Source organism: Niabella hirudinis, from assembly GCF_051201075.1.
GTDB classification, from domain to species: domain Bacteria; phylum Bacteroidota; class Bacteroidia; order Chitinophagales; family Chitinophagaceae; genus Niabella; species Niabella hirudinis.
Window position 1 is genome coordinate 34,709 of sequence record NZ_JBPEHJ010000013.1, and the last position, 26,509, is coordinate 61,217.

At 48.2% G+C, this 26,509-nt stretch carries 22 protein-coding genes; 12 read left to right on the top strand and 10 right to left on the bottom strand.

Annotation, left to right across the window (positions count from 1 at the left end; all coding sequences use genetic code 11):
• Positions 1-4: 4 nt before the first annotated feature.
• Positions 5-607 carry a DUF922 domain-containing protein gene (locus GGU45_RS18805; protein ID WP_435227374.1) on the top strand — a complete coding sequence of 201 codons (603 nt, stop codon included), beginning with the start codon at positions 5-7 and terminating at the stop codon, positions 605-607.
• A 6-nt stretch (positions 608-613) separates the two neighbouring features.
• Here the strand turns inward: GGU45_RS18805 and GGU45_RS18810 are convergent, their stop codons facing one another.
• The 4 genes from GGU45_RS18810 to GGU45_RS18825 form a co-directional block, all read right to left on the bottom strand.
• Positions 614-1,042: a hypothetical protein gene (locus GGU45_RS18810; RefSeq protein WP_435227376.1), complete on the bottom strand. Its 429-nt coding sequence runs from the start codon at positions 1,040-1,042 to the stop codon at positions 614-616.
• A 164-nt stretch (positions 1,043-1,206) separates the two neighbouring features.
• On the bottom strand, positions 1,207-1,737 hold the full coding sequence (locus tag GGU45_RS18815) for a Uma2 family endonuclease (protein ID WP_435227378.1): 531 nt from the start codon (positions 1,735-1,737) through the stop codon (positions 1,207-1,209).
• Between the two features lie 25 nt (positions 1,738-1,762).
• Complete coding sequence (locus GGU45_RS18820; RefSeq protein ID WP_435227380.1) at positions 1,763-3,121, bottom strand: pyridoxal-phosphate dependent enzyme; 1,359 nt, start codon at positions 3,119-3,121, stop codon at positions 1,763-1,765.
• Positions 3,105-4,712, bottom strand: a complete 1,608-nt coding sequence (locus GGU45_RS18825) for a S41 family peptidase (protein ID WP_435227381.1) — start codon at positions 4,710-4,712, stop codon at positions 3,105-3,107. Before GGU45_RS18825 ends, GGU45_RS18820 begins: the two co-directional genes overlap by 17 nt.
• A gap of 142 nt (positions 4,713-4,854) precedes the next feature.
• Between GGU45_RS18825 and GGU45_RS18830 the strand changes: the two genes are divergently transcribed.
• Positions 4,855-5,706, top strand: a complete 852-nt coding sequence (locus GGU45_RS18830; RefSeq protein ID WP_435227383.1) for an N-acetylglucosamine kinase — start codon at positions 4,855-4,857, stop codon at positions 5,704-5,706.
• A 19-nt stretch (positions 5,707-5,725) separates the two neighbouring features.
• On the top strand, positions 5,726-6,547 hold the full coding sequence (gene murQ / locus GGU45_RS18835; protein WP_435227385.1) for an N-acetylmuramic acid 6-phosphate etherase: 822 nt from the start codon (positions 5,726-5,728) through the stop codon (positions 6,545-6,547).
• 111 nt (positions 6,548-6,658) lie between these two features.
• On the opposite strand, the gene rpsT is transcribed toward murQ, so the two are convergent.
• Positions 6,659-6,919, bottom strand: a complete 261-nt coding sequence (gene rpsT, locus GGU45_RS18840; RefSeq protein ID WP_435227387.1) for a 30S ribosomal protein S20 — start codon at positions 6,917-6,919, stop codon at positions 6,659-6,661.
• 196 nt (positions 6,920-7,115) lie between these two features.
• Between rpsT and GGU45_RS18845 the strand changes: the two genes are divergently transcribed.
• Together GGU45_RS18845 and GGU45_RS18850 are read left to right on the top strand one after the other, a co-directional pair.
• Positions 7,116-7,658 carry a hypothetical protein gene (locus tag GGU45_RS18845; protein ID WP_435227389.1) on the top strand — a complete coding sequence of 181 codons (543 nt, stop codon included), beginning with the start codon at positions 7,116-7,118 and terminating at the stop codon, positions 7,656-7,658.
• A gap of 221 nt (positions 7,659-7,879) precedes the next feature.
• Positions 7,880-10,621, top strand: coding sequence for a 2-oxoglutarate dehydrogenase E1 component (locus GGU45_RS18850; RefSeq protein ID WP_435227391.1), 2,742 nt, complete (start codon positions 7,880-7,882; stop codon positions 10,619-10,621).
• Positions 10,622-10,685: 64 nt separating this feature from the next.
• Here the strand turns inward: GGU45_RS18850 and GGU45_RS18855 are convergent, their stop codons facing one another.
• On the bottom strand, positions 10,686-11,333 hold the full coding sequence (locus GGU45_RS18855; protein ID WP_435227393.1) for a response regulator: 648 nt from the start codon (positions 11,331-11,333) through the stop codon (positions 10,686-10,688).
• A gap of 193 nt (positions 11,334-11,526) precedes the next feature.
• On the opposite strand from GGU45_RS18855, the gene odhB reads away from it, so the two are divergent.
• The 7 genes from odhB (at position 11,527) to GGU45_RS18890 (ending at position 23,800) form a co-directional block, all read left to right on the top strand.
• Entirely contained in the window at positions 11,527-12,768 is a 1,242-nt protein-coding gene (gene odhB, locus GGU45_RS18860; protein ID WP_435227395.1) for a 2-oxoglutarate dehydrogenase complex dihydrolipoyllysine-residue succinyltransferase, read from the top strand.
• 69 nt (positions 12,769-12,837) lie between these two features.
• Entirely contained in the window at positions 12,838-14,031 is a 1,194-nt protein-coding gene (locus GGU45_RS18865; protein ID WP_435227397.1) for a methyltransferase domain-containing protein, read from the top strand.
• Positions 14,032-14,341: 310 nt separating this feature from the next.
• A complete protein-coding gene (locus GGU45_RS18870) occupies positions 14,342-15,325 on the top strand; it encodes an SPFH domain-containing protein (protein ID WP_435227398.1) in 984 nt (327 codons plus the stop codon).
• 12 nt (positions 15,326-15,337) lie between these two features.
• Positions 15,338-16,414: a hypothetical protein gene (locus GGU45_RS18875; protein WP_435227400.1), complete on the top strand. Its 1,077-nt coding sequence runs from the start codon at positions 15,338-15,340 to the stop codon at positions 16,412-16,414.
• A 68-nt stretch (positions 16,415-16,482) separates the two neighbouring features.
• Entirely contained in the window at positions 16,483-18,207 is a 1,725-nt protein-coding gene (locus GGU45_RS18880) for a tetratricopeptide repeat protein (RefSeq protein WP_435227401.1), read from the top strand.
• Positions 18,208-18,356: 149 nt separating this feature from the next.
• Complete coding sequence (locus GGU45_RS18885; RefSeq protein WP_435227403.1) at positions 18,357-21,287, top strand: choice-of-anchor Q domain-containing protein; 2,931 nt, start codon at positions 18,357-18,359, stop codon at positions 21,285-21,287.
• 65 nt (positions 21,288-21,352) lie between these two features.
• Positions 21,353-23,800 (top strand): choice-of-anchor Q domain-containing protein, encoded by a 2,448-nt coding sequence (locus GGU45_RS18890; RefSeq protein ID WP_435227405.1) that lies wholly within the window; start codon positions 21,353-21,355, stop codon positions 23,798-23,800.
• A gap of 117 nt (positions 23,801-23,917) precedes the next feature.
• On the opposite strand, the gene GGU45_RS18895 is transcribed toward GGU45_RS18890, so the two are convergent.
• From GGU45_RS18895 to GGU45_RS18910, 4 genes are read right to left on the bottom strand one after another with little or no spacing between them, the layout of a single operon-like run.
• Positions 23,918-24,991, bottom strand: coding sequence for a glycoside hydrolase family 18 protein (locus tag GGU45_RS18895; protein WP_435227407.1), 1,074 nt, complete (start codon positions 24,989-24,991; stop codon positions 23,918-23,920).
• A 26-nt stretch (positions 24,992-25,017) separates the two neighbouring features.
• Complete coding sequence (locus GGU45_RS18900; protein ID WP_435227504.1) at positions 25,018-25,383, bottom strand: NUDIX domain-containing protein; 366 nt, start codon at positions 25,381-25,383, stop codon at positions 25,018-25,020.
• Entirely contained in the window at positions 25,355-25,687 is a 333-nt protein-coding gene (locus GGU45_RS18905; protein ID WP_435227409.1) for a DMT family transporter, read from the bottom strand. Before GGU45_RS18905 ends, GGU45_RS18900 begins: the two co-directional genes overlap by 29 nt.
• Before the next feature lie 50 nt (positions 25,688-25,737).
• Positions 25,738-26,505, bottom strand: coding sequence for a hypothetical protein (locus GGU45_RS18910; RefSeq protein WP_435227411.1), 768 nt, complete (start codon positions 26,503-26,505; stop codon positions 25,738-25,740).
• Positions 26,506-26,509 lie beyond the last annotated feature (4 nt).

A 26,509-nucleotide genomic window follows, 5' to 3' on the forward strand; every position in this document is an offset into this window, starting at 1 on the left:
CTTTATGAAGATTGTTTTGCTGGTTGCCGGGTTGATGCTGGCACAGGCGTTGATGGGGCAATCAACCGTAGTCCGTTGGTTGCCTTCACGTGCGCTTCGCACAACAGATTTCAGGGTAGTAAAAAGAGGACAAACAACCCCGGCCAGTCTTGGGGCCAATATGGCGGTAACCCGTACGGGATTTATTTACTCGCTGAGCTCCATTGCTTCCGGCGCCCAAAAAGGGAAGGTATTGATCCGCGTTTATGCGCAGATGGATCCTGCACATTCCTATATCCTGGAAAAAGTGGCAAAAGGCCCGGCGGTGGATCTTGCTTACCTGCTGAATCATGAACAAAAGCACTTTGATATTTCGGAGATCTATGCCCGGGAATTATCGCGCTTTTTGCAAACACAGCCACGGGGCAGTACAACAATGGAACACATTACCAGGGAAGCAAAGCGGCTGTTTGCGGAGCTTCATGCTTTTCAAAAAAAATATGATGCCGACACCAATAATGGCCGCAATAAAAAAAAGCAGGAACAATGGAATGCGCTTATTGCCCGGAGGCTGAAAGCGCTGGAGCCTTACGCAGCCAGGGATTATATACTTTCGGGATACCGCTGATGCGGGTTAAAAGACAGACCCCGGCTGACTGGAACCGGCCATGGCCAGGTTCAGATTGGTATGGAATTTTTCAAACTTTTGTTTATTGACCGATTTATAAAGGGCCTTTATCAGCAGGAACATCAGGATAAATCCCAGTCCTCCAACACCCCCTATTACCGGCACTCCCAGAATTGCAAAGATTAATGAAATAATAAGAATGCTTGCCACAAGGGCTGCAATGGTAATCAGAACCGGAGGAATGAAATCGGTGATGATCAGGGTATTGTTTTTTACCGGGCGTACAATGTGCTTCATGCTACCGGATGGGAGAACCAGGCTTTGCGGGCCAAAAAGGTTAAAGACCGCTTTTTTGATTTTAGCATTGGGATAATAGGGTAGGAGGTGGTCAAGCAGCACTTCCAGCGTTTTTCCTGTAGGATTGGCAATTATCATATAATGCGATTTTTAATTTTGATGCCAAAGGTAGGGTTTTTCGGGGGTTCCAGGTTTTCCCGGGAATCGGGATAAAGTTTCACTTCAGATCCTGTTGACTACGTGATGACCGATGTTAGAAGCTAAAAGCCTGTTTTAGTTTGATAGCTCAAATCTCCTGCCGGTTAGCTCCGGATTTCAGTAAAATTCACATCAATGCTGCAATCATCTTCGAAATCAAAGGAAACGGTATCGTGGTCCGGTTGCTGTTCGTACCGGCCATTGATCAGCCGGTAAATTTCGAGGGTATTTTTGTCCGGGTCCGCAATCAGGTAATAGCGCACGCCTTGCTGTTCATATAGCTCGTACTTGGTATTACGGTCGCGCAATGCAGTAGATGGGGATAATACTTCTGCCACCAGTGCCGGTGTAAAATCCAGATAACGTTTAGATATTTCGCCACAAACGACCAGCACATCCGGAACCAGGATAATATCCGGAGAGATTTTGTAATCAAGGGGCTGATATACCTTGCATTTGCGGCAATTACTTTTCCTTAAGGCAATTTCCGTTTCTACGATTAAGTTAGCAGCTACCCGCTGGTGCTTTGGCTGCGGCATCGGGCTCATGGCAATAGGAATACCATCGATCAGCTCCCACCGGCCTTCCCAGTGCACCCAGTCATCATAGGTATAATGGCCCCCTGTTTTTTGCATATACTATCTGGGAGAGATACAACTTTTATTTGGCTACGCTCTGCACAATGTCGTACTTGGTCACAATATGATAATTCCCCGCTTCGTCCTGCGCCAGCACGGCCCCGTTGGCCTTGCTGATGAGCGACCCGATGCGTTCTACCGGAGTATCAAATGCTACGATAGGGTAAGAGGGCTCCAGGATATTCCTCAGGTTTTCGTTTTTTATGTTCGGGTCCGAAAAGATTTGCTGAAACAGGCCGCCTTCGCTTACTGCGCCCACAATAGCGCCGTTGTCCATAACAGGTATATGCTCAATATCATATTTGCGCATCAGCTCAACGGCTTCTGATACGGGCGCGTTTGAAGGTATGGTAACCAGCGGCCGGTTTTTGCGGCTGCTGATAATGTCTTTAAATGTTTTTACTTCCAGGAAGCCGCGCTCCATCATCCATTGGTCGTTATAGATCTTGGCCACGTACCGGCTGCCATGATCGTGGAAGATGCAAACCACAAGATCGTTGGGGGTCAAACTGTCTTTTAACTGCAGCAATCCTTTAACACAGCTTCCGGCGCTGTACCCGCAAAATAATCCCTCTTCTTTAGCCAGTTTGCGGGCCATTACAGCACCCTCTTTATCGGAAACCTGTGTAAAGGCGTCAATAACGCTCATGTCATAGTTCTTCGGTACAAAGTCTTCGCCAAACCCTTCGCTGAAGTAGGGATACACTTCATTCATATCCTCTTCCCCGGTATTGAAGTATTTGGTGAGGAGCGATCCGTAGGCATCCACGGCCCATACCTTAATGTTGGGGTTTTGCTCCTTCAGGTATTTTGCCGTGCCGGTTATGGTGCCGCCGGTGCCTGCCGTACATACGAGGTGGGTTATTTTGCCATCTGTCTGCCGCCATATTTCAGGGCCTGTGGTTTCATAATGCGCCAGGCGGTTGGCCAGGTTATCATACTGGTTCATATGATAGGCATTAGGGGTTTCCTTTGCCAGCCGGGCCGCCACACTATAATAACTTTGGGGATCTTCCGGTTCCACATTGGTGGGGCACACAATCACTTCGGCACCCATGGCTTTCAGCACATCGGCCTTTTCTTTGGATTGCTTGTCGGTGGTAACAAAAATGCATTTGTACCCTTTTACGATGGCGCCCAGGGCCAGTCCCATTCCCGTATTGCCGCTGGTGCCCTCAATAATGGTACCACCGGGTTTTAAATGACCTTCTGCTTCGGCCACTTCGATCATCTTAATAGCCATACGGTCCTTGATGCTATTGCCGGGGTTAAAATAATCTACTTTGGCCACCACCGTGCACGGTAGTGCGCTGGTGATCCGGTTCAGGCGGATCAAAGGCGTATTGCCAATGGTTTCCAGTATATTATTTTTGATCTCCATCTTCGTTTGTTTTTAAATGATCAACGGCTTTCAGCACCACGGAGTCGGTCAGGTTGAGGATCTGGTAATACCCGGAATCCCTCCATTTAAAACGGGCAAGATACGCTTCCATCCGGTTGGATACCCGCAGCTTCTCGGCCTCGGGAATATGGGTTAAATTTACGGTATCTTTTTGAGCCCGGGTTACAAACAGCGGCCACATGGTTTTTTCGGGGTCAAAGTCCTGGGAAAAAGAGCGGGGCGATGCATAGGGATCCATCACTTTTTGATGCTCGAGGTAGTAGTGAAAAACAAAATCGGTAATAGCACCATTAAAAAACAGGCGGTTGATTTCCTTTGAGGTTTTGGACGTGTCGAGCCCTACAAAAATATCGGGCATAATGCCTCCGCCACCATAAAGAATACGTCCTGACGGGGTTTTGTATTGTTTGCCATTGTTCACCTTATTGCTGTCTGCAAAGTAGGCCTGCCCGTTGGCATACCGCTCCCAGATATCATCCATATACACTTTTTTCCCTTTGTTATAAGGGCGCTGAATGCTTCGGCCCAGAGGGGTATAATAGCGGGATACGGTCAGCTTTAATGCAGCGCCATCGCTCAGCGGAAAGATCTCCTGCACCAGTCCTTTACCAAAGGTTCTGCGCCCGATGATGGTGGCGCGGTCCCAATCCTGCAGCGCACCGGTAAGGATTTCACTGGCGCTTGCCGACAGTTCGTCTACAAGTACCGTCAGTTTGCCGGTTTCAAAAATACCCGGCCTTTTGCAGCGGTATTCTTTTTTGGGGCTGTTGGTGCCTTGGGTAAAGACCACCAGTTTATCACCGCTCAGGAATTCATCTGCCACCTGAATGGCCTGGTCCATATAGCCGCCGCCATTGCCCCGCAGGTCCAGCACCAGCTCTGTAAGTCCCTGCTTTTTCAACTGCTCCATCGCTTCCATAAACTCACGGTAGGTATTGGAGCCAAATTTATCCAGTTTTATGTAGCCCGCTTTTGGGTCAATCATATAGGAGGCAACCAGCGTAGGTGTGGGAATATTGTTGCGGACCACCCGAACGGTAAGCAGGGCTTTATTGCGTAGGATCTGGAGATTTACGGTTGTGCCTTTTTCGCCCCGGATCAGATTGCGGACTGTGGCGCTGGTTGTTTTTTTACCCGCAAGCAGCGAGTCGTTTACCCGGATGATCTGGTCGCCTATTCTGAGCCCGGCCTTTTCGCTGGGGCCGTCCTTTAATACGTAAGTGATATTCACTGTATCGCGGATCTGGTTGTACTCGACCCCAATGCCTTCAAATTTCCCGGAAAGTTCTTCGTTGGCTTCCTTCAGATCAATGGGCGGGAGGTATATGGAGTGCGGATCCAGCTCGTTCATCATTTCCCGGATGGCATTGGTCTCCAGCGTATCGATCTTTACAGAATCCACATATTTCTGCCGGATGATTTCAAGCGCCTCTTCCAGTGCCGTGCTGCGGCCGGTTTTTGCAAATCCCCCATTAGGTTGTGCGCCCCGAAGTTTATAACCGATAAACATTCCAATAATCATGACCAGGGAAAACAGTAAGGGCAGCCAGACCTCAAATTTCTTTTTCATTCGTGTGATTTATACCAGGTGTGCAAAATAGCCAATCTTTGCTGTTTATTTTAGAAATCAAATCATTTTCTGATTATTTTATAAATAAGCTAATTTTGATACTTGTATCGGGTGTATCTATCGGTAATCAACTCCTGTCCAAATGTCAAAAGTGCAATTGATCGCAGACGCGGGATCTACAAAAGTGGAATGGTGTCTTCTAAACGAAGGAAAAACAAAAACAGTTTTAACCAGCGGGGTGAGCCCCTATTTCTTAAATGGCGACCAGATTGTAGGGTTGCTGGAAGCGGAGTTGCTGCCAAAGCTGAAAAACGCAGCCGTGGACGAAGTTTTTTATTATGGAACCGGCTGCCTGAATCCTGATAACCGGAAGATGGTGCAAAAAAGTTTGCGCCGATTGTTCAGGGAAGCCAAAATACAGGTAACGCATGATGTGGAAGGAGCGGCCCGCGGGCTTTGCGGCCGCACCAAAGGCATTGCCTGCATCCTGGGCACCGGCGCCAGCGCCTGCTATTATGATGGACGCAAAATTCAGAAGAACAGCCCTGGTCTGGGCTATGTGTTGGGCGATGAAGGCAGCGGGGCCTACCTGGGCCGCAAGGTGATCCAGTATTTTCTTTACAATACCTTTGATGAAGATCTGCGTGCCCGCTTTGATGCGGCCTATGTAACCAATGCCACTGAAATACTGGAGCGGGTGTACAAGCAGCCGTTGCCCAACCGCTACCTGGCCGGGTTTGCAAAGTTTCTGGCAGATAACCGGGGACATTATATGGTTGAGAATATTATTGAAGATGGCTTAAATGATTTCTTTTTTACGCACCTTTGCAAATTCCAGGAAGCCTGGAAACACCCAATCAGCTTTGTGGGCAGTATTGCATTTGGTTTTAAGGATGTATTAAAGGACCTTTGCAGCAGCTACAGTTTTGAACTGGGCAAGGTATTGCAGAAGCCTATGAAAGGATTGATCGCGTATCATTCGGGAACTATTTAAAAAGAAATGAATCGGCTTTATGGCAGGAGAAAAGATTACGGAGCAGACCAGCAGATATGATCACCTCGAAAAAATGTCGGTACAGGAGCTACTGACGTCTATGAACAGAGAAGATCAGGCGGTGCCTCTGGCCGTTCAGAAGGTTATTCCCAATATAGAAAAACTGGTGGAGGCCATTGTGGAAAATATGATTGCCGGCGGGCGCCTGTTTTACATCGGGGCCGGCACCAGCGGGCGTTTGGGTATTTTAGACGCCAGTGAAATACCACCCACTTACGGGTTGCCGGAAGGCGTGGTTATTGGCATTATTGCCGGCGGCTGGAAAGCCATAACAACACCGGTTGAAAATGCGGAAGACGATGAAGCGCAGGGCTGGAAAGACCTGGAGACACACGGGGTCAACGAAAAAGACGTAGTGGTAGGAGTTGCTGCCAGCGGCTCAACGCCCTATGTGATTGGCGCTTTGCGCGAGTGCCAGAAAAGAGGCATTATTACCGGCAGCATCAGCTCCAACCCCAACGCACTGGTAAGCGCTGTTGCGGATTACCCGGTGGAGGTAATTGTGGGGCCGGAGTTCGTTACCGGAAGTACCCGCATGAAAAGCGGTACCGCACAAAAACTGGTGTTGAACATGATTTCAACAACCGTAATGATTCAGTTGGGAAGGGTAGAGGGCAACCGGATGGTGAATATGCAACTGACCAACGATAAGCTGGTAGACCGCGGCACTAAAATGGTGATGGAAAAAACAGGCTTGCAGGATTATGAACGGGCAAAACAACTGTTGCTGGATAACAAAAGCGTAAAGAGTGCTGTAATGGCCTATAACCAGGCACATTAAGCGCCCTTTAAAAACCCAGGCAGGAATAAAACGGAAAATATTGCAATAACAACAAAAGGAAGAGTGGATGCTCTTCCTTTATTATTCCCCTGGTAACGGAAAATATCTTAATTAGGCTGCTGCTGCGGCCGCGTTTACTTTTTTAGCCAGCTTGCTTTTCAGATTGGCTGCTTTATTACGGTGAATAACGCCTTTCTTAGCCAATTTGTCGATCATGCTCTCAACAGAGGATAATTGTTCCTTTGCTGCGCTACCTTCGGCCGCTCTCAGGGTTTTAATGGCGTTACGGGTTGTTTTACCATAATACCGGTTTCTGTCGCGACGCTTTAAGGCCTGACGTGCATGTTTCTTTGTAGCTTTATGATTCGCCATTGATCTCTTTTTTTGGACGGCAAAAGTAACAGTTTATTTTTTAATGAACAAGTTTTTTTGAATGCGCTCCGTTTTTAAACCCGGGGCGTGCCCGTTCCGCCAAGACTTTCTCTATTATTAACGGGGTATAGATGTTGCATAAAACTTTTTATATATTTGACCGGTATAATTTCTGAAACACTGAAAACCAACTATTATGAAAAAGCTTATTTCGGAATCAACATTTATAAAAAGAGGTTACTTATTACGAATAACGGTTTTGTTGTTCCTTTTTGCGATGGCGCCGGGCTGTACCAAAGAAAAAAACGAAGTTCCATATAGCGCGGTCAAAGATATTCCCGCATACCTGCTGACTGGCGGTGAGTTTTACGGCATCTGGAATATTGATATCCTGGAACTGGAAGAAGGCCGGCATTATAATAAAGACGGGAAGCTGTACCTTGCCTTTACCAATGACGGTAAAGTTATTATTGAAAACAACGCAGGCTTGCCACAAACCGGAACGGCCTCCTGGCACACCCGGTCCGGCACCAAAACTTTTGTGCTGGAAGGGTTGAGCACCCGGGAAGGCAGCGCCACTACTATAGACTTGCTTAGCCGGATTGCCACGCTGACCATTAACAAGGAGGAGCAATGGGAGGCGCATTATTCATCCAACAGGATGATTTTTCGCAGGATAAAACCGTCTCTTCCCGTTGCGGCTATATGGGCTTCCAAATCCGGTACCGCAGCCTATTAACTATTGTAACCTTGCCTGAGGCGCGCGCTGCTTTCGCTAAAGCCCGTTTCCCAAACCCGGGATCACAGCTTATTAACTATTTTAACCTTTCTCTGGCTTCCTTGTTGGGCGGGATTCAAATTAAGTGTTACTTTCGCAAAAGAAAGTTGCAATCATTGATTTGCAATTTTTAAATGCATTTAAAATTGAATTTTTTATAATATATTAACGGTTCATTCACAATGAAGGATTTTTCGTACATTACAAGCTCCTCGCCCGAATTTATTGAAAACATGTACCGGGAGTTTGTAACCAACCCTGATAGCGTAGATACAGAATTGAAGAAATTTTTTGAGGGTTTTGATTTTGCAGTGGGAAATGGGTTAGCGCAAAAAAATGGCGCGCCGGCCGCAGTTGCGGGGTCCGGAGGGTCCGACTGGAGAAAGGAGATTGCCGTATACCGGCTCATCCTCGGGTACCGGAATAAAGGTCACCTGCTGGCCGATACCAACCCGATCAAACAGCGGAAAGACCGGGGAGCCAACCTGGACCTTCCTTTTTTTGGCCTGTCGGAGGCGGACCTGGATACAGAGTATGAGGCCGGCAACCTGATCGGGCTGGGTACCACCACCCTCAAAAACATCCTGTCGCACCTCAAAAAGTGCTACGCCAGCCATGTAGGCATCGAATTTAAATATATCAGCGATCAGAAAAAGGTAGACTGGCTGACCAATGAAATGGAAAAGAAGTTTACCAGTCCCCTGCCATTGGAGCAAAAGAAACGCATTCTCCAAAAACTGAATGAAGGGGTCATGTTTGAAAAATTCCTGCATACCAAATATGTAGGGCAGAAACGCTTTTCGCTCGAAGGGGGCGAAACCACTATTGCAGCGCTGGATGCCATCATCAATAAAGCGGCAACTCTCGAAGTAAAAGAAGTAGTGATCGGCATGGCGCACCGCGGCCGCCTGAATATCCTGGCTAATATTCTGGGCAAGACCTACGAGCAGATTTTCAGCGAATTTGAAGGTACGGGTGAAATTACCCAGACCATGGGAAGCGGGGATGTAAAATACCACCTTGGTTTTGGAAGTGTGATCCAGGCTACCAATGGCGAAACCGTACATCTGAAATTAATGCCCAATCCCTCGCACCTGGAGGCAGTGGACCCGGTGGTACTGGGCTTTGCAAGAAGCAGCGCCAATATACTGCATGATGAACGTTATGAAAGTGTGCTGCCGATACTAATACATGGCGATGCGGCGCTGGCAGGACAGGGCGTGGTATACGAGTTGTTGCAGATGTCGAAGCTGAATGGCTTTTATACCGGTGGTACTATCCATTTTGTGATCAATAACCAGATCGGGTTTACTACCGATTTTTCCGATGCGCGCAGCGCCGATTATTGCACCTCCCTTGCTGCGATGGTGCAGTCGCCGGTATTGCATGTAAATGGCGATGATCCCGAAGCCGTGGTAAAATGTGCGGAGATTGCGACCCGGTACCGCAACGAGTTTCACGCCGATGTATTTATTGATATGGTGTGTTACCGCCGCCATGGGCATAATGAAGGCGATGACCCCAAATTTACCCAGCCCGCTATGTATGCGCTGATCGATAAGCATGCCAATCCCCGTGAAGTATATGTAAAATATTTGCTGGATAACGGCGAGGAAGATGCAAAGGAACTGGCCAAGGATATGGAAAAACAGTTCTGGGCCGATCTCCAGGATCGCCTGGATGAAGTGAAGCAAAAACCCCTGCCCTATAAGTACCAGGAGCCTGAGCTGCAATGGAAAAGTCTGCGTAAGGCTACCGTTGCAGATTTTGATGAAAGCCCCGATACCGCCATCAACCCCGAATTGTTTAAAACCGTATTTGATGGACTGATGACGATTCCCGGAGGATTTACTCCCTTGAGAAAAGTAGCCAAGTTGCTGCAGGATAAAGTGAAATTACTCGAAACGGAGCAAAAAGTAGATTGGGCTACCGGGGAACTGATGGCCTTTGGAAGCCTGCTTATGGATGGGTTTGATGTGCGCATGACCGGCCAGGATGTAGGCCGCGGCACCTTCAGCTCCCGCCACGCAATACTAAGAGATGAGGTTACAGATGCCGCATACAACCGGTTGAGCGACCTGCCCACCGATAAAAAATTCCGCATCTTTAACTCCCTGCTGAGCGAATATGCGGTATTGGGCTTTGAATATGGCTTTGGCCTGGCCTCGCCCAACGTGCTGGTGCTTTGGGAAGCACAGTTTGGTGATTTTGTAAACGGCGCCCAAACGATGATCGACCAGTTCATCACCAGCGCAGAACAGAAATGGAACCGGATGAACGGGCTGGTAATGCTGTTGCCTCACGGTTTTGAGGGACAAGGTCCTGAGCATAGCAGTGCGCGGATTGAGCGCTTTTTACAATCCTGCGCAGAGATGAATATTGTAGTGACCAATATTACCACATCGGCCAACTATTTTCATGCATTGCGCCGGCAACTAAAATGGCCGTTCCGTAAACCGCTGGTGAATTTTGCACCCAAGGCCAACCTGCGGCATACTGGCAGCTATTCTTTAAAAGAAGAATTTACCAACGGAAAGTTCCGGGAACTGATCGATGATACTTATTCCGATGACCCGGTGGCCGTGAAAACCGTACTGTTCTGTTCCGGGAAAATCTATTTTGACCTGGCGGAAAAACAACAGAAAGACAACCGTAAGAATGTGGCGGTTGTACGGATGGAGCAATTGTACCCCCTTCCTAAAAAGCAATTGGATGCCCTGTATGCAAAATATAAAAATGCCGTTTGGTACTGGGTTCAGGAAGAGCCGCTCAACATGGGAGCCGCCTCATTCCTTCAAATGAACCTGAAAGATATTAATTATGGTATCATTGGCCGCAAGCCCAGCGCAGCGCCGGCTTCAGGGTTTATGAAAGTACATAAAGCAGAACAGGAAGAAATTATTAACACGGCATTTTCGATGTAGCAGAAATAGCGGGCGAAATAGAAATTCCGCCCTTTTTTATCTATTCAAAACTAAACATGAGCGATTATAGGAGCTTCTGATTCAGGGCCTTTACCACCGCCTCTGAAACGGAATTGACCTGCAGTTTTTCGTACACATTTTTAATGTGGGTATTAACGGTATGGATGCTCAGGTTGCAGGCAGAAGCCACCATTTTGCGGGTATAGCCTTTTACCAGCAGGTTAAGGATCTCCTTTTCCCTTGCCGTTAGCTGCAGCTCTTCATTATCTTCAAAGAAGACATTTTTCTGAAAAGCGGTCAGCACTTTTTTGGCAATCGAAGCCGTCATGGCGGCATCTCCGTTATATACATCTTCAATAGCCTGCAGGAGCTGGACGGGCGGCGATTTTTTTAGAATATAACCAGAAGCGCCGGCGCAAATGGAGGCAAAGATCTTATTGTCGTCCTCATAAACGGTCTGCATCAGTACCTGGATATTCGGAAAGTTGACCTTGATAATCTTTACGCCCTCAATCCCGTTTACATTGGGCATATCGATGTCCATTAATACCACATCAGGATCGGCCTTTCGTACATCGGTGATTACATTGCTGCAATCAAAAAAAGTTCCCGTGCAGGTCATCTGGGGCGATGCGTTGATCAACATACTTAAACTATCTCTCCGGTACGCATTATCATCAAAAACAGCCACACGTATCGTTGTCGTATTCATATTATAAAATTAAGGTATTAAAAACCGTTGCCTATAGCCAATTTGTGTGATTTTTTTGCGACCGGCGTTCAGCATTCAGCATTGCGCCTTCAGCCCAAAGCCAGGAGCTCAAATCTCAAATCTCTGGTCAGAACGTAGAAGTTTACGTTTTTTTACCGTACTTTGCCGTACCTTTTTAAAAAGCATTTTTTTTATGGCAATTGATATAAAAGTTCCCACTGTAGGCGAGTCGATTAGTGAAGTAACCCTTTTAAAATGGGTAAAGAATACCGGGGAATATGTAGAACGCGATGAGGTGATTGCAGAGCTGGAGAGTGAAAAAGCCACATTTGAAGTGAACGCGGAAAAAGCAGGGCTGCTCACCACAAATGCAGCCGAAGGCGATACCCTCAACATCGGGGATACGATTGCCTCCATCGATGACACCGCCGCTAAACCGGAAGCAGCCCCGGAGCAGGCGCCTGCCGATAAAGTGCCCGATGAGGCAAAAAAACCGGCGCCGGACCCTGAAAAGACAAAACCGGCCGCAGTTGCAGATCCATCGGTCAAAGCAACCCCGGTGGCTTCCGCTATTATTGCTGATAAAGGTGTAAATCCGAAAGATGTAACACCTTCCGGCTTTTCCGGAAAAATCGTAAAAGAAGATGTGCTGGCGGCCCTCGCAAACCCGGGCAGGAAGGCCTTTGTGGCCGGTGGGGAATTGTATAGCCGCAATGAGCGGGCGCAAAAAATGACGAGTCTGCGTAAAACCATCAGCCGCCGCCTGGTGGAAGCAAAGAATACCACGGCCATGCTCACCACATTTAACGAAGTGAACATGAAGCCGGTTATGGATATCCGCGCCAAATACAAAGACAAGTTCAAAGAAGCACATGGCGTTGGGCTGGGCTTTATGAGCTTTTTTGCCAAGGCTTGCGCCGTAGCACTTGCAGAATGGCCGTCTGTAAATGCCTATATTGATGGCGATCAGATCCTTTTTCATGATTATGCCGACATCAGCATTGCGGTAAGTACACCGCGCGGGCTCACCGTTCCGGTGATCCGCAACGTAGAGAGCCTGAGTATGGCCGGGGTAGAAAAGGCTGTGCTGGACCTTGCCAAGAAAGCGCGCGACAGCAAGTTAACCGCAGAAGACCTGACCGGTGGCACGTTTACCATTACCAACGGCGGTGTGTTTGGTTCACTGATCAGTACCCCTATCATCAACCTGCCGCAGAGCGCCATCCTCGGCATGCACAATATCGTGGAACGCCCCATTGCCGAAAACGGACAGGTAGTGATCCGCCCTATGATGTACATCGCCTTAAGCTATGACCACCGGATCGTGGATGGGCGGGAGTCCGTAAGCTTCCTGGTACGGGTAAAAGAATTGCTGGAGAATCCAACGCTGCTGCTGATACAGCAGGATCCGATAAAAACTTTACTGGAATTATAATCCATCACCATACGGGAGCGGCCTGTTTACGGATATGTAGACAGGCCGCTCCGGTTTTAAACAGTTGCATTGACGGCAGAATCATCTATACCTGGTAGTACGGAAAAAGTGCCCGGCCGCTTCTACTCTTACCTGAATAGCGCTGTAAAGATCATTGGCGATTATAAAGGCAATGAGCCCCTGGCGCATTTTCTTAAAAATTATTTTTCGCGGGAGAAAAAATATGGTGGCAAGGATCGTAAGCAGGTGGCGCAGCTATGCTATGCTTATTACCGGCTGGGAAAGGATTTTGCAGACCTCTCTTTTGAACAACGGGTTTTACTGGGATTGCGCCTTTCTTCAAACGAGATTGCCGCTCCATGGTATGCCTTGTTTACCATTTACAAGGTACCGGAAACCTTTTCCGGAACCGTTTTCCCCTGGAAAGACCAGCTCAGCCTGCAGATGGATCCGGTCGCTTTTGAACATTCTTTTTGGGTGCAGCCGGACCTGTTCCTGCGCATCCGCCCGGGGAATGAAGAGCAGGTAGTTAAAAAGCTGGCGCTGGCGGCTCTTCCTTTTGAAAAAGAGGGCGATGCATTGAGGCTGCCCAATACTGCAAAGGTCAGCGAGGCGCTTTCTGTCAATTCGGAAGTAGTGATCCAGGACCTGAGTTCCCAAAAAATAAGCAGCCTCTTTAAAATACTGAAGACCGCAAGAGACTTACAACCGGTGAGTAGGGTTTGGGATTGTTGTGCGGCCAGCGGTGGAAAATCGATCCTGGCGGCCGATGTACTGGGCACCATAACGCTAACCGTTTCCGATATACGGCCCTCCATGATTGCCAATTTAAAAAAACGGTTTCATGAGGCCGGGATAAAAAACTTCCGGGCCCTGGTTGCGGATGCTGCAAAACCGGATGGACAGCTTTCCCGCGAACGCTTTGATCTGGTAATAGCAGACCTGCCCTGTTCGGGAAGCGGCACCTGGAGCCGTACACCGGAACGGCTGCATTATTTTAATGTGGATGAAATAAAAACCTATGCGGCATTGCAGCGCAGGATCCTGACCCATGTAACAAGGTCGGTAAAGCCCGGTGGCTTTTTACTTTATATAACCTGCTCGGTATTCCGTGCCGAAAATGAAGACCAGGTAACATGGCTGCAGCAGCAGGGATGGCAGGTAAAAGAACAGCAGGTGCTGAAAGGGTATGAACTGAAGGCCGACACAATGTTTGGGGCGTTACTGCAGAAAAAAGAAGAACTCCTGACAGGGTATTTGTAAATCAAAGTCGCTTCCTTAAAGCCGTACATGCACAGGTCTGGCAGCTTTAACAGATACCCAAAATAGCGCAGAGGGCGGGCGCCGCAGGCGCAATCAGTGCATCTGTGGCAATCATAAAATCGCTAAGGCAACGGTATTTCCGGTCCTTTTCTTTCCGATGATGCATTGCCGGCATGGCTGTTCAAACAAAAACGGTAGGGGGGCGGGCTTATAAAGCTTTACCTCCTTAATTTAAATGGTATCCCCAATAAAAGTTCGGCATTTCTGTCATCATTTTCCCTTAATTTCAATGTATAAAAACACAAACCTCATGGGACTATTTGACTTTATTAAAAATGAATTCATTGAAGTTATTGAATGGGTAGACACCTCCAATAACACCCTGATCTGGAAATTCCAGGATAAGGGAAACAATATAAAGAATGGGGCAAAATTAACCGTCAGGGAAAGCCAGCTGGTCGTGTTAATGAATGAAGGGGAGTTTGGCGATCTGTATCAGCCTGGTCTGCATACGCTCTCTACCAGCAACATGCCCATTACCACCACCTTAAAATCCTGGAAGTATGGGTTTGAATCGCCGTTCAAAGTTGATATTTATTTTGTTAATACCCGCCAGTTTGCAGATCTGAAATGGGGCACTTCCGGCCCTGTGCTGATCCGTGATGCGGAGCTGGGGCAGGTACGCCTGAAGGCATTTGGTAATTTTGCCATCCGTATTGCGGATGCAAAGAAATTCATTACCGAATTTGCCGGCACCAACCCTTTCGTGCGTGCAGAAGGAGTGGAAGAGGTTTTGCAGGGGATCCTTTCCAGCCGCTTTGCAGAAGTATTGGCCAAGGCAAAGATCTCTATACTGGAGCTGGCGGCCAATTACCAGGCACTGGGCGAGCAGTTGAAGCCGGAGTTTCAGAAAGAGCTTGATAGCTATGGCCTTTCACTGGAGAAGTTTTTTATTGAGAATATTTCCTTGCCGGAGGAAGTAGAGAAGATCCTCGATAAGAAAACCGAACTCAACATCCTGAAAGGTAACCTGAACGAGTTTAACCAGATGCAGGGAGGGATTGCGTTGGAAAATCTTTCCAATAACGACGCAGCCGGTAATATGGGCGGCGTGGGCGCTGGCGTGGTGCTCACCAACCTGATGAGCCAGGCAACGCAGCCGCAACAACCTGCCGCTGAAAATAAAACAAACCTGATGGATGTTTTAAAGCAGCTTGGAGAGCTGAAAACACAGGGGATCATCACCGAAGAAGAGTTTGCCGAAAAGAAAAAAGAAATCCTGGCCCGGCTGTAATCAAACTATTTTATGCAGGCGTTTGAAGAATATCCCTGTCCTAACTGCGGATCAGAGCTGAATTATGATGCGGCAAAAAGCAGTTTAAAATGTCTGCACTGCGGTGCGGTATTCGCCATCCAGAAAAGCACGGAGGTGATCGAAGAACGCAATATCAGCATTTTTAAGGATGCGGAAACAATCCCCATAGAACCGGTACAGGTGGTAGTATACCGGTGCAGCAAATGCGGGCAGGAAACACAGGAACCCGGCGATGTGGCTTTTTTTGAATGCCGCAATTGTGGTAACAATGTGGTGAACCCCACGGCCTACACCACCCGTAGCATTAGCCCCGCGGGCATCATCCCGTTTAAGATATCAAAACAGGATGCGCTGGACCGGTTTGCGCAATGGATTGGTAAAGGCTTCTGGAACGATGGTGATCTGAAAAAGCTTTCGCTGACCGACAAGCTGGAAGGACATTATGTACCCTTCTGGACCTTCGATTGCCAAACCGGTAATGACTGGAGCGGTTACTCCGGCCGGTATTATTATGAAACCGTGCGAAGACGGAATGCCAATGGGGAAGAGGTTACGGAGCAGGTGCGGCATACCAACTGGACCTGGCGCACCGGCACTTTTGAGCTTTTGTTTGATGATGTGCTGGTGTGTGGCAATAATGCCATTCCCCAGGACCGGATCAATGATATATACCCCTACCGGTTAGATGATGTGATCGTATTTGATGAGGAGTACCTGCTGGGCTGGAATGCCCGGGCTTATGATAAGGACCTGTCTGAAACTTACCGGCTGGCGCGAACAATCATGGACCGGAAAATAGAACAGGAAGCCATTTCGCGGCTCGCCGAAGATACTTATCGTGATCTGCGGGTACAGACCGATTATTCGGGAGAAACGTTTAAACAGGTTGTGCTGCCGGTTTGGCTTTGCCAGTACCTGTTTAAGGGAAAAACCTACCAATTTATCATCAACGGCCAAACCGGTGCAATCAGTGGTACCAGGCCTTTATCAGTATCAAAAATAGCCACCGCTGTTGTTATTGCTGTTTTGATCATTATCGCAGTATATTTTTTCGCAAAATCAGGATGAGGGATAGCAGTATAGCGGTACAAGGTAATTGATGTAATGCACAATAATAAATATGTATCTTCACCCGCGTGCAACCAACAATAACTTTTAAGTTCCTCTTTTCTTTCCTCTTCTTTCACCTGTTCCTTTTTGCGTGCTGCCGGGCGCAGGATCTTGAAACGTTGCTGACACCTCTTTCTCCACCCGGGCGTGTCCGCTTTGTATGCGGGTATATAGAACTGAAAAATATCGTAAATACGCCCCGGTTCGAACCCTTCCTCCGCCAGGTTAAATTCTTTGCCGAGAAAGAAAAGGACGCTTTATTGCTCAGCGAAGCGGAATATTTAATAAACGGTATCCCCATTTTTAAAGAACAGAACAGCTATACTAAAATAGAGCTGATTAAAAAATCGCAGGAGACCTACCAGCGGAAGAATGACCTGCTTCACGTGGGAGATTGCCTGGTGGCGATGGGTCAGATCCAGTTTGCCAGTGAACAATATGCACCCGCTTTTGAAAACCTGCTGGCCGCTGCGGAAATTTTTAAAAAGTTAGGATATGCACAGGTGCCCAAAATAGGAAAGTACCTGCATGATTTTGCACTGGATTATTTCTTTTTCCGGGAATATGAAAAGGCGATCCTGTATATGAAGGAGTCGATAAAGCTGCCTAAGTACAACGATAACCTGGATATACAGCGTTATAATACACTGGGAATGTCGTACCTCAAGCTAAATGAGCTGGACAGCGCGCACCGGTACCTGGATATGGCCTATAAAAAAGCAGGTGGGTACAGGGACAGCCTGTGGATGGGGCTGAGCGCCGGGAATATAGGGGAGGTGTTATACCTGAAAGGCAAATATCAAAAAGCGCTTGGTTACTTTTTAGAAGACTACCGGATCAACAGTAACAGCGATTTTCCGGATCTGCAGCAGAATGCTGCTTTGAATCTTTCAAAAAACTATATCAGGCTGGGGTCCCTGGACAATGCGTTTTATTACCTGCAGCTTACCCGGCAGCTGTTGCCACGGACAAAGACCAGCACCTTTGGGAACCAGCAATTGCTGGAACTGGCCCGGCTAAATTATTACGAAGTAGGCTACCGGTATTACCTTGCCCGTAACGATTATAGAACGTCATTATTGTATGCCGACAGCCTGCACCACGCCGAAAAGATCAGGGATCAGAAATACAATACACTCCAGGTAGAAATGGCATCGGGTCAGCTGGCATTGCTGCAGTCAAAGATGATGCTTCAAAAAAAGGAGTTGGCGCATGAGCAACAGCGGCGGATGCGCAACATGATCATTCTTTCGCTGGTGGTGCTCTTCCTGCTGTCGGCGCTTATCTTCCGGAACCGGCAGGTGTTGCTGCGTGCCCGGCTGGAGCGGGCAGCCCATCATCTGAAATTGTCTGAGCTAAAGCTCAACGACTTTGCCGCGCAGGTACAGGAAAAATCGAAGCTGGTTGCCGATTTAAAGGAGCAGCTCGAAAAAAATCCGGGAACCGATAACAGTTTGCTACAGCAATTGCAGCAGGCAACTATTTTAACCGATAGCGACTGGGTACAGTTCAAAATGCTTTTTGAGCAAGTGCATTCCGGCTTCCTGCACCGGCTGCGGGAAAAATACCCCGAAATATCGCCCGCCGAGATCCGCTATCTTACGCTGGCAAAACTCCGCTTTTCAACCCGGGAAATGGCGGCTGCCCTGGGGGTTTCTACCCAAAGTATCCGTACCAACTGGTACCGTATCCGAAAAAAACTGAACCTTCCAGAAACCTTTAATTCGGAAGAACTGGTGGCAACAATTTAGAACCCCTGCATCAACTATTTAATGAGATTGTCGTAACTTATTAGTTATCAGTACTGTTTTCTGTTGTGACGTTTTTGTGACGCTTCGTTTGGACTGTTAATGGGCTGCACTGATTTACTTTGAAGGGCAACAAAACAGCACCCCCTCAAATGAACAGAACTTTTATTTTTCGCAAATGCTTAATTGCGTTAATTATCCTGTCCCATTTTTCTGCAGCAGCACAAACCCCCGATGCCAATGGTATCGTGTACGTAAAAAAGAATGCCGGAGGCAACGGAAGCAGCTGGTCGTCTGCCACCTCAGAACTGGCCGATGCGTTAAAAGCCGCTAAAACCAATACCAATATTAAGGAAATATGGGTGGCCAAAGGTAATTACAAGCCGCTGTACCGGGCCGATGACCTGAGCGGGACAACCGCGGCCGACAACAGGTATAGTGCGTTTGTACTGGTGAAAAATGTAAAAGTTTATGGGGGCTTTGACCCCGATGTGGTCGGGGGAGCTACAACATCCAGCCCCGCTACCGCCATTACGACATTAAACGGTGATGTGGATGGCGACAACACGATTGGCAATAATGCTTACCATGTTGTGATGGCCGTGGGGGATATGGGCACGGCGGCGCTGGATGGATTTACGGTTACCGGTGGAAATGCGAATGTCATCTCCGGCGGCGTCATTATAGTGAACGGAAGTGCAGTAGGCCGGTATGAGGGCGGCGGTTTGTATATATCCGACGGCGCTCCAAAAATCAGCCGGGTGATCATAGAAGGAAATAACGCCTCGCAAGGCGGCGGTCTGTACGCCTATAATGCAGCTTCCGAAATGAGTGAGATCATCGTTCGCAATAACAGCGCCGAAAGTTATTTTGGCGGCGGCATAACCATCGGCAGCGGCCCATCGGCAACCACAAGTGTGCAGCTTAGGAATGCATTAATTGTAAACAACAGCGCCACCGCCGCATCGGGTCGGGGCGGTGGTATTTACACAGCCAATTACGGTGCGGCTGTGCCGTTGCTGACCAATGTAACCATTGGTAACAATGCGGCTGCTTCTGGTGGGGGCGTATATATATTGGCCGGTTCTGTAAAAATTAATAACAGCATTATATGGGCCAACACCACAGGCGGCAGTGCAACTACGCCTGGCGCCGATATATATGGAGGCTCTGCGGTGCTAAAGAATAGTATTGCGCAGGTTTATAATTCGGCAGACCCTGCGAATTTAGTGGGTTCCGATCCGTTGTTTTCCAATCCGGCCAATGGAGACTATCGGCTGTTAAGCGCTTCTCCCGCCATCAATAAAGGCAATAACGATTTGTATGCCGGTTTAAATGCGGGGTCAAAAGACCTTGCCGGTAATGCAAGGGTGTACCACTATGCCAGCGCCGGCATCATCGATATGGGCTCGTACGAGAGTGCCTATACTCCTGGGGCGGCAGCTATTGTATATGTAAAACCGGTTGCCACCGGTAATGGTGATGGTACCAGCTGGGATGATGCCACCAGCGATTTACAGGGTGCCATCGATGCCGCGGGTACACAAAAAGTATTTGTGGCGGTTGGTAACTACAATGTGCCTTCTCCCAAAAGTTTTATCATGAAAAACGGCGTGGCTGTTTACGGCGGGTTTGATCCCGATCACAATATCAGAACACTGGCGGATAACAGGATCATGATGGACACTTCAGGTGTTACGGGCTCCATATTAAATGGCAAGCATGAACGACCCGTGATCTGGAATGTGTTTACGGCTGCTACTGCAATGAACGGTACGGCAGTGCTGGATGGTTTTACGATCACAGGCGGTTATAATGGCATTGTGGGACTTTATGACGGTGGCGGTGGCATGCGCAATGAGCATGCTTCACCAACCATCAACAACGTGGTTTTCAGGGCCAATGCGGCTTACAACGGCGGTGGTATGCTGAATCATCTCTTTTCAGGGCCGGTGCTCACGAATACGGCCTTTGTAAAAGATTCGGCCACGCACCAGGGTGGGGGAATCCTCAATTATTCCTCGGCAGCCACCACAATGAATGGTGCGCTGATCACCCACAACTATTCGGCACATAATGGCGCGGGCATCACCAACTATGCCACTGTTTCGCAAAAATTTACCAACCTGGTGATTACAAAAAATATCGCTGCTAATGCCGGCGGAGGTATTGAAAATATCAACTCGTCTACCACCTTTATCAATACGCTTGTAGCAGACAATACACAGGGCATCATTGCATCAGGAAGCAATGCGCCCACGTTTATCAATTGCACTATCGCACGTAATTACACGGTTTTTGGGGAAACGTCTTTTTATTCTGTAGACGGCAATATAAACTTTATTAACTCAATTGTTTTTGGTGCATTTAACGGTAAAAGTATTTATACCGCCAAAAATTCGTTCATAGAAGGCAGCAGCAATACCGATAACGGTAATATAGACCCGGGAGGCATTGGACAGGCACAATTGTTTAACGCTCCTGGTCTGGGCGATTATACCCTGCTTTCCACTGCCCCGGTTATTAATAAAGGTAGCGATGCTTTATTTGGACCCCTGGACCAGGATACCAAAGACCTTGCCGGCAATTCCCGGGTGATGGGTTCGGCTATTGATATGGGCGCTTACGAGTTCGGGGGGAGCGTCTTACCGGTGACATTTGGCGCCTTTAGCGCTGTGGTAAAGGACGGCCAGCTGCTGGTAAGCTGGACTACCGAAACGGAAACGAATAACGATCATTTTTTAGTACAGCTTTCCACCGATGGCTGGAGCTGGAAAACAGTGCAGATGGTACAGAGCAAGGCGGCCTATGGCAACAGCGATAGGGCATTGGAGTATGATAGCACTGTACCGCTTACCGCATTAAGCCTGGGCGCCGGCTTGCTCTTGCTGAGTGTAATGGCCGGCCGCCGCCAGTATAACCTTGCAATGGCGCTGGGGGTACTGTGCGTCTTGTCCTACTCCTGCAGCAAAAGGGATGTATTTAAAAACATGGACAACGGAAAGCTGTTCGTACGCATTGTGCAGGTAGATAAAAACGGCACGGAACGGATTTCAAAAGTGATCCGGGCGGTGCAGGAGTAAGCTTACGGTTTGCTGCAGTGCCTGCGATTGCAGAAGAGATGACCGATTAATGATTAACTAAAAAGATGTATAAAAAAATTATCCTTCCGTTCCTGTTATTGGCAGTCACCCTGCTGCAGGCCCAAACGCCGGACGGCAACCATATTGTTTATGTAAAGGAGGCAGCCACCGGATCCGGTGACGGAAGTAGTTGGAATGATGCCACTGCCGATCTTCAGGGAGCTATTAATGCATTGGGCTCCAAAATGGTATTTGTGGCCAAAGGCGTCTACACGGTGAAAGATGACAGCTATATGATGAAAAACAATGTAGCGATTTACGGAGGTTTTGACCCCCAAAATTATATAGACGATTTGACGGATAACCGCATTATGCCTGGTGTCGGAGGTAATCTGGGTTCTGTGTTAAATGGAGGAAACACCCGCCCTGTAATTTGGAATGTTAATAATGACGTAACAGCATCGGCCATATTAGATGGTTTTACGATAACCAATGCGGCCGGGAATAACCAAGGTAGTATTTACAATGCCGGCACCTCGCCCACGCTCAGCAACTTACTGATTACGTGTAATAATACCAGTGGCATTTACAATTCCAATGCTTCGCCGGTGCTCACCAATGTTGGTATTACCAATAACAATGCGGTGGGCATTGTTCAAAATGGAGGAACCGCGGTACTCATCAATATAACCATTGCAGGTAATACAAATGCAATCGCCCTGGTTTCGGGTGGTGTCACGGTAAATAATTCCCTGGTTTGCGGGCCGCTGAGTGGTAATTTTGCGAATTTTGCAGTAAACGCATCGTTGATCAGAACGGATAGCCCGGCCCCGGCAGATGTGTTCACCAACCCCGTCAACGGAATTTATACACTAAAGTTCACGTCAACCGCCGTTAATGCGGGCAACGGCACATTATACAACGGGCTAAATTCCCGGAGTAAGGATTTAGCCGGCAATCCCCGGCTTACAGGTATGGCCATCGATATTGGTGCGTATGAGTTTAACCCGGTGCCAGACATCAATGGTGTGGTGTATGTAAAGCCAGCAACTTCCGGTGCTGCTGATGGCAGCAGTTGGGACAACGCAACCAACGATTTACAGGCGGCTATCAATTGCAACAACGTAAAAAACGTGTTTGTGGCTATTGGGTCTTATCCCGTTGGAGCCAATAGCTTTGTGATGCGAAACCAGGTTGCGGTTTATGGCGGGTTTGATCCAAATAATGGGATCGAAAGACTGGAGGATAACCGCATTCTCCCATCGGCTTCTGTTGACGGGTCTGTTTTAGATGGGCGAAATTCGAGCCCCGTTATCTGGAACGATGATAATGGTTTAACAACGGCTTCCATATTAGATGGCTTCACCATAACAAACGGCTATCATAGTAGTAGTGCAGGCGGAATATACAACCGTAATGTGTCTCCTGTCTATAGGAACCTGGTTATAAAAAATAACAATGGCGGATTTGGCGGAGGGGTAGGTAATAGCAATGCTGCGCCTTCCTTTAGCAATACACTAATAACGGAAAATAGGGCCCAGTATGGTGCCGCAATGTTTAATACTGATCGGTCATCCGTAACAGCTGTCAATGTTCAGATAACGGATAACAGCAGCCCGCGTGTAAATGATGGCTCGGCTTTGCACAATGCCCAGGGAGAGTGCTGGTTTACAAATGTTACTATTGCCGGTAATACGCCCAATGCAATTTATATCAATCCCGGCAACGGCGAATTTCATTTTACAAATTCCATTGTTTATGGTAATGTTTATATACGCTATCTTGATGGCGGTGATGAGTTGGTGACCGGGTATACTGCCCGGTATTCTTTAGTGGAGGATAATAAGGGCATCGGACCCGGTAATATCAATGCTTCGGGCATTACGCTTGTCCATATTTTTCGCGATTACGCTACCGGAGATTACACCTTGTTGGCCGCTTCACCTGCAATCGGTGCTGGCAACAACAGCCTGTTTTCCGGGTTAACGGCCAATACCAAAGACCTTGCCGGCCAGCCCCGGTTGATGGGGCCGGCCATTGATATGGGCGCTTACGAGTTCCAGGGGGGAGCTTTACCGGTCACCCTTGGCGCCTTCAGTGCTGTTATAAAAGGTGACCGGCTGCTGGTAAGCTGGACTACCGAAACGGAAACGGATAACGATCATTTTTTAGTACAGCTTTCTGCGGATGGTAAAAACTGGAGAACAGTACAAACCATACAGAGCAGGACAGCCTATGGCAATAGCGACAGGGCATTGGAATATGACAGCGCTATACCGCTTACTGCGGCAAGCCTGGGGGCAGGATTGCTGTTGCTGAGTGTGGTGGGGGGGCGCTGCAGGTATGTGACGGCGATAGCCGTGGTTATGGCATGTGCCCTGTTGTACTCCTGCAGCAAGAAAGATATTTTCAAAAATATAAATAGCGGAAAGCTGTTTGTACGCATCGTTCAGGTAGATAAAAACGGCACAGAGCGGATATCAAAAGTAATTCAGGCCGTGCGGGAAGATTAGTGCCCCCTCTGCCAATTAATGGCAGGGATATCCGGCGCTATTGGCTATCGGCCGTCAGCGGCTAAAAGCTGAACGCTGGATGCCGGACGGGTATGCGGTACCGGGCAACAAGCCGGGCTAAAATTGCAGCTGATCGAGCAGTCCGTTCCGGAAAGTATCGTAGAACAGCTCCCAGAACATAATGCCACCCAAATGGTGCTGCCTTATATAAGCTGTTTTGTACCGGAGTGATTGGGGATCATCGCCTGTTATAAAGACCCCGCGTGCAGGATTGAACCAATAGGGCACTTTGGCCCGGTCGTCCCAATATCGTTGAAAGCCGTTTGCAGCGGTCAGTGAATCGGTATTAAACCGGTAGCCACGCATGTACAGGAACCGGGCAGGCTGAAAAAGCCCGTTATTGGCTGCAGTATCTACCTGGAAACTCCGTACATAAAACGGAACGCCTGCGATGATCTTGTGCAGCGGAAAATTGATGGATCTGAAGAATTGCACACACCGGTCTACAGATTCTTCTCCCGGCAGCGCAGAATAAAGCGATGACTGGTGACCGGTACGTTCAGAATAGCCATGCACCAGGTCATAGGTCATCAGGTTAACAAAATCGACCGCCTTTTCAACTTTGGCCCATTCAACGGATTGGTCCAGGTATTTGAGGAAACCTCCGGCCGCAAAGGTTACGAGTTTTTGTTTGCCCAGTTCCTTCCGGAGGCTGAGCACCAGCCGGGTAAAATCGGGCCGGTCTGCCGGGGAAAATGGATGCCCCGGAACACCGGGCAGGGCGGGATATTCCCAGTCCAGGTCAATGCCATCCAGCTCAAATGCATGCAGGAATTTTTTTACGGAAACAGAAAACAATGCAGTGCTGTCTGCATGGCCAAATGTTCCGGAGCAGGGTTTGCAGCCACCCCATCCTCCCAGAGCAATCAGCGTACGGATATGCGGGTACTGCTTTTTTATGGTTTTGAAGGCACGGAGAACCGCAGTGTCCTTGCGCCGGAATATGGCTAGGCGGCCGGTACTATCCAGGTGAGCAAAACCGTAAATCAGGTGTGTGATCTTCTTAAGATCATACTGCCGTAAGGTGGCACTGTCGCCGGAATAATAGGCTACTACTTTATAGCCCTGATGCTGGGCACGAATCCCGGTACCTGTCAGGAGAAGAAGCAAAAGGAGGATCTGTGATTTCAATTGGCAAACGTTTTTTCAGGCGTAATTTAATCATAACTGCCGGTATCATGCTGCCTGTTCTGTTTTAATTGTGCAAATAGTTGTAAAACACCCGGAACCTGTGCCGGCTCTTTCTTATAGGTTTCCTCATCAAAATAGGCTATTGCCAGGATCTCGTTTCCGGGTTGAACCGTTTCCCGGAGCGTATAAAGAAAGCAGTCCTGTATATGAGGTGCCTCCCCGTAGGCAGGGGCGGTAATATAACCAAAATAGGTCAGGTCGTCTGTATGCAGCTCAAGGTTCAGCTCTTCCCGGATCTCCCTTTTCAGGGAGAGAACGGCGGCTTCCCCATCTTCAATTTTGCCGCAGCTAACAGGCTCCCGGTCAGCGTCCGGCGGTCTTCGAAAAAATATTGATAATCATTACCCCGGCAATAATAAACAGGAGCCCGATAATAGCAGGAAGGTCGGGTATTTGCTTAAAGACCAGCATTCCCACAATTGTGATCAAAACAATGCCAACGGCAGACCAGATGGCATAGGCAATGCCCACAGGTATTGTTTTTAAAGTAAGGCTTAGGAAGTAAAAAGCACCGGCATAACAAACTATAGTAACAATGCTTGGAGCCAGCTTGGTAAACTGTTCTGATGTTTTCAGCATAGAGGTAGCAATGGCTTCAAAGATAATGGCAAGAAACAGGAAAATATAATTTTTCATTGCATACAATTTGTATAACAGCGTCCGGTTTTAAATATTGGCCCAGGCGCCTAGTTATGATCGATCATCCACATCGTAATGCCAAACCCGGCGTACGTGGGTTGATAGCCATTATCGCCATATCCCGGCTGAAAATCGTAGATCTGGCAATTGCGGTAAACCAGGCCAATTCCCCTGGCGTACTTTTCTGATGAAACTTCCATGGAACCGTAACCCGGATTTGTAGGAGGAGGGGGAAGGTTGGTGATGGAGTTGGACTGTTCGATGCTCCACACATCCTTGTATTGCTGTCCTTCAATGGAAGTATCTCCCCGGCTTGTGTATTTAAACTTCCAGGTATTCATTTCCTTGCCTGCCTGGGTACCAAAAACAGCTTCATAAGGCCCCAGCGGAAGATAGGCATTGCCCTTCCATGCGCTGCCCGTTAACATGGGGCTGCTGATTTTTACAACACGCAGGTTGTCTTCAACCACTTCAATACTGCTTTCAAGAGGGGTAATATAATACTGTCCGTTGTTTGCCCAGCTGCTGCTGCCATCCGCATTGCGGATACTGCGTTGTACAATATAGGTGAGGCGTTGCAGGTTGTCCCGGGAAGTATCAACAATACGGTGCATTACCTGGTATGAGTGTACCTCCATCTTGCTGCCGCTTTTCACAAATACGGTAGAATCGATGCGGTACGTAATAAACTTGCCAATCTGTACCGGCAAATAATCGCTAACCCGGGATGCAGGAGTAAAATCTGCATTCTTTTCCCCGCAGGAAAAAAAAAGTATGGTCAGGAGTAAAAACAGCAGGTTATACAATTTGCTCATTGCA

Bases quoted from the DNA above. Each gene is read 5' to 3' on its own strand.
- GGU45_RS18810 (WP_435227376.1), bottom strand. From the start codon at position 1,042: ATGATAATTGCCAATCCTACAGGAAAAACGCTGGAAGTGCTGCTTGAC.
- GGU45_RS18905 (WP_435227409.1), bottom strand. From the start codon at position 25,687: ATGAAAAATTATATTTTCCTGTTTCTTGCCATTATCTTTGAAGCCATT.
- GGU45_RS18845 (WP_435227389.1), top strand. From the start codon at position 7,116: ATGAAAAAGCTTATTTCGGAATCAACATTTATAAAAAGAGGTTACTTA.
- GGU45_RS18825 (WP_435227381.1), bottom strand. From the start codon at position 4,712: ATGAAAAAGAAATTTGAGGTCTGGCTGCCCTTACTGTTTTCCCTGGTC.
- GGU45_RS18855 (WP_435227393.1), bottom strand. From the start codon at position 11,333: ATGAATACGACAACGATACGTGTGGCTGTTTTTGATGATAATGCGTAC.
- odhB (WP_435227395.1), top strand. From the start codon at position 11,527: ATGGCAATTGATATAAAAGTTCCCACTGTAGGCGAGTCGATTAGTGAA.
- GGU45_RS18830 (WP_435227383.1), top strand. From the start codon at position 4,855: ATGTCAAAAGTGCAATTGATCGCAGACGCGGGATCTACAAAAGTGGAA.
- GGU45_RS18820 (WP_435227380.1), bottom strand. From the start codon at position 3,121: ATGGAGATCAAAAATAATATACTGGAAACCATTGGCAATACGCCTTTG.
- GGU45_RS18815 (WP_435227378.1), bottom strand. From the start codon at position 1,737: ATGCAAAAAACAGGGGGCCATTATACCTATGATGACTGGGTGCACTGG.
- GGU45_RS18890 (WP_435227405.1), top strand. From the start codon at position 21,353: ATGTATAAAAAAATTATCCTTCCGTTCCTGTTATTGGCAGTCACCCTG.
- GGU45_RS18875 (WP_435227400.1), top strand. From the start codon at position 15,338: ATGCAGGCGTTTGAAGAATATCCCTGTCCTAACTGCGGATCAGAGCTG.
- GGU45_RS18885 (WP_435227403.1), top strand. From the start codon at position 18,357: ATGAACAGAACTTTTATTTTTCGCAAATGCTTAATTGCGTTAATTATC.
- GGU45_RS18850 (WP_435227391.1), top strand. From the start codon at position 7,880: ATGAAGGATTTTTCGTACATTACAAGCTCCTCGCCCGAATTTATTGAA.
- murQ (WP_435227385.1), top strand. From the start codon at position 5,726: ATGGCAGGAGAAAAGATTACGGAGCAGACCAGCAGATATGATCACCTC.
- rpsT (WP_435227387.1), bottom strand. From the start codon at position 6,919: ATGGCGAATCATAAAGCTACAAAGAAACATGCACGTCAGGCCTTAAAG.
- GGU45_RS18805 (WP_435227374.1), top strand. From the start codon at position 5: ATGAAGATTGTTTTGCTGGTTGCCGGGTTGATGCTGGCACAGGCGTTG.
- GGU45_RS18910 (WP_435227411.1), bottom strand. From the start codon at position 26,505: ATGAGCAAATTGTATAACCTGCTGTTTTTACTCCTGACCATACTTTTT.
- GGU45_RS18870 (WP_435227398.1), top strand. From the start codon at position 14,342: ATGGGACTATTTGACTTTATTAAAAATGAATTCATTGAAGTTATTGAA.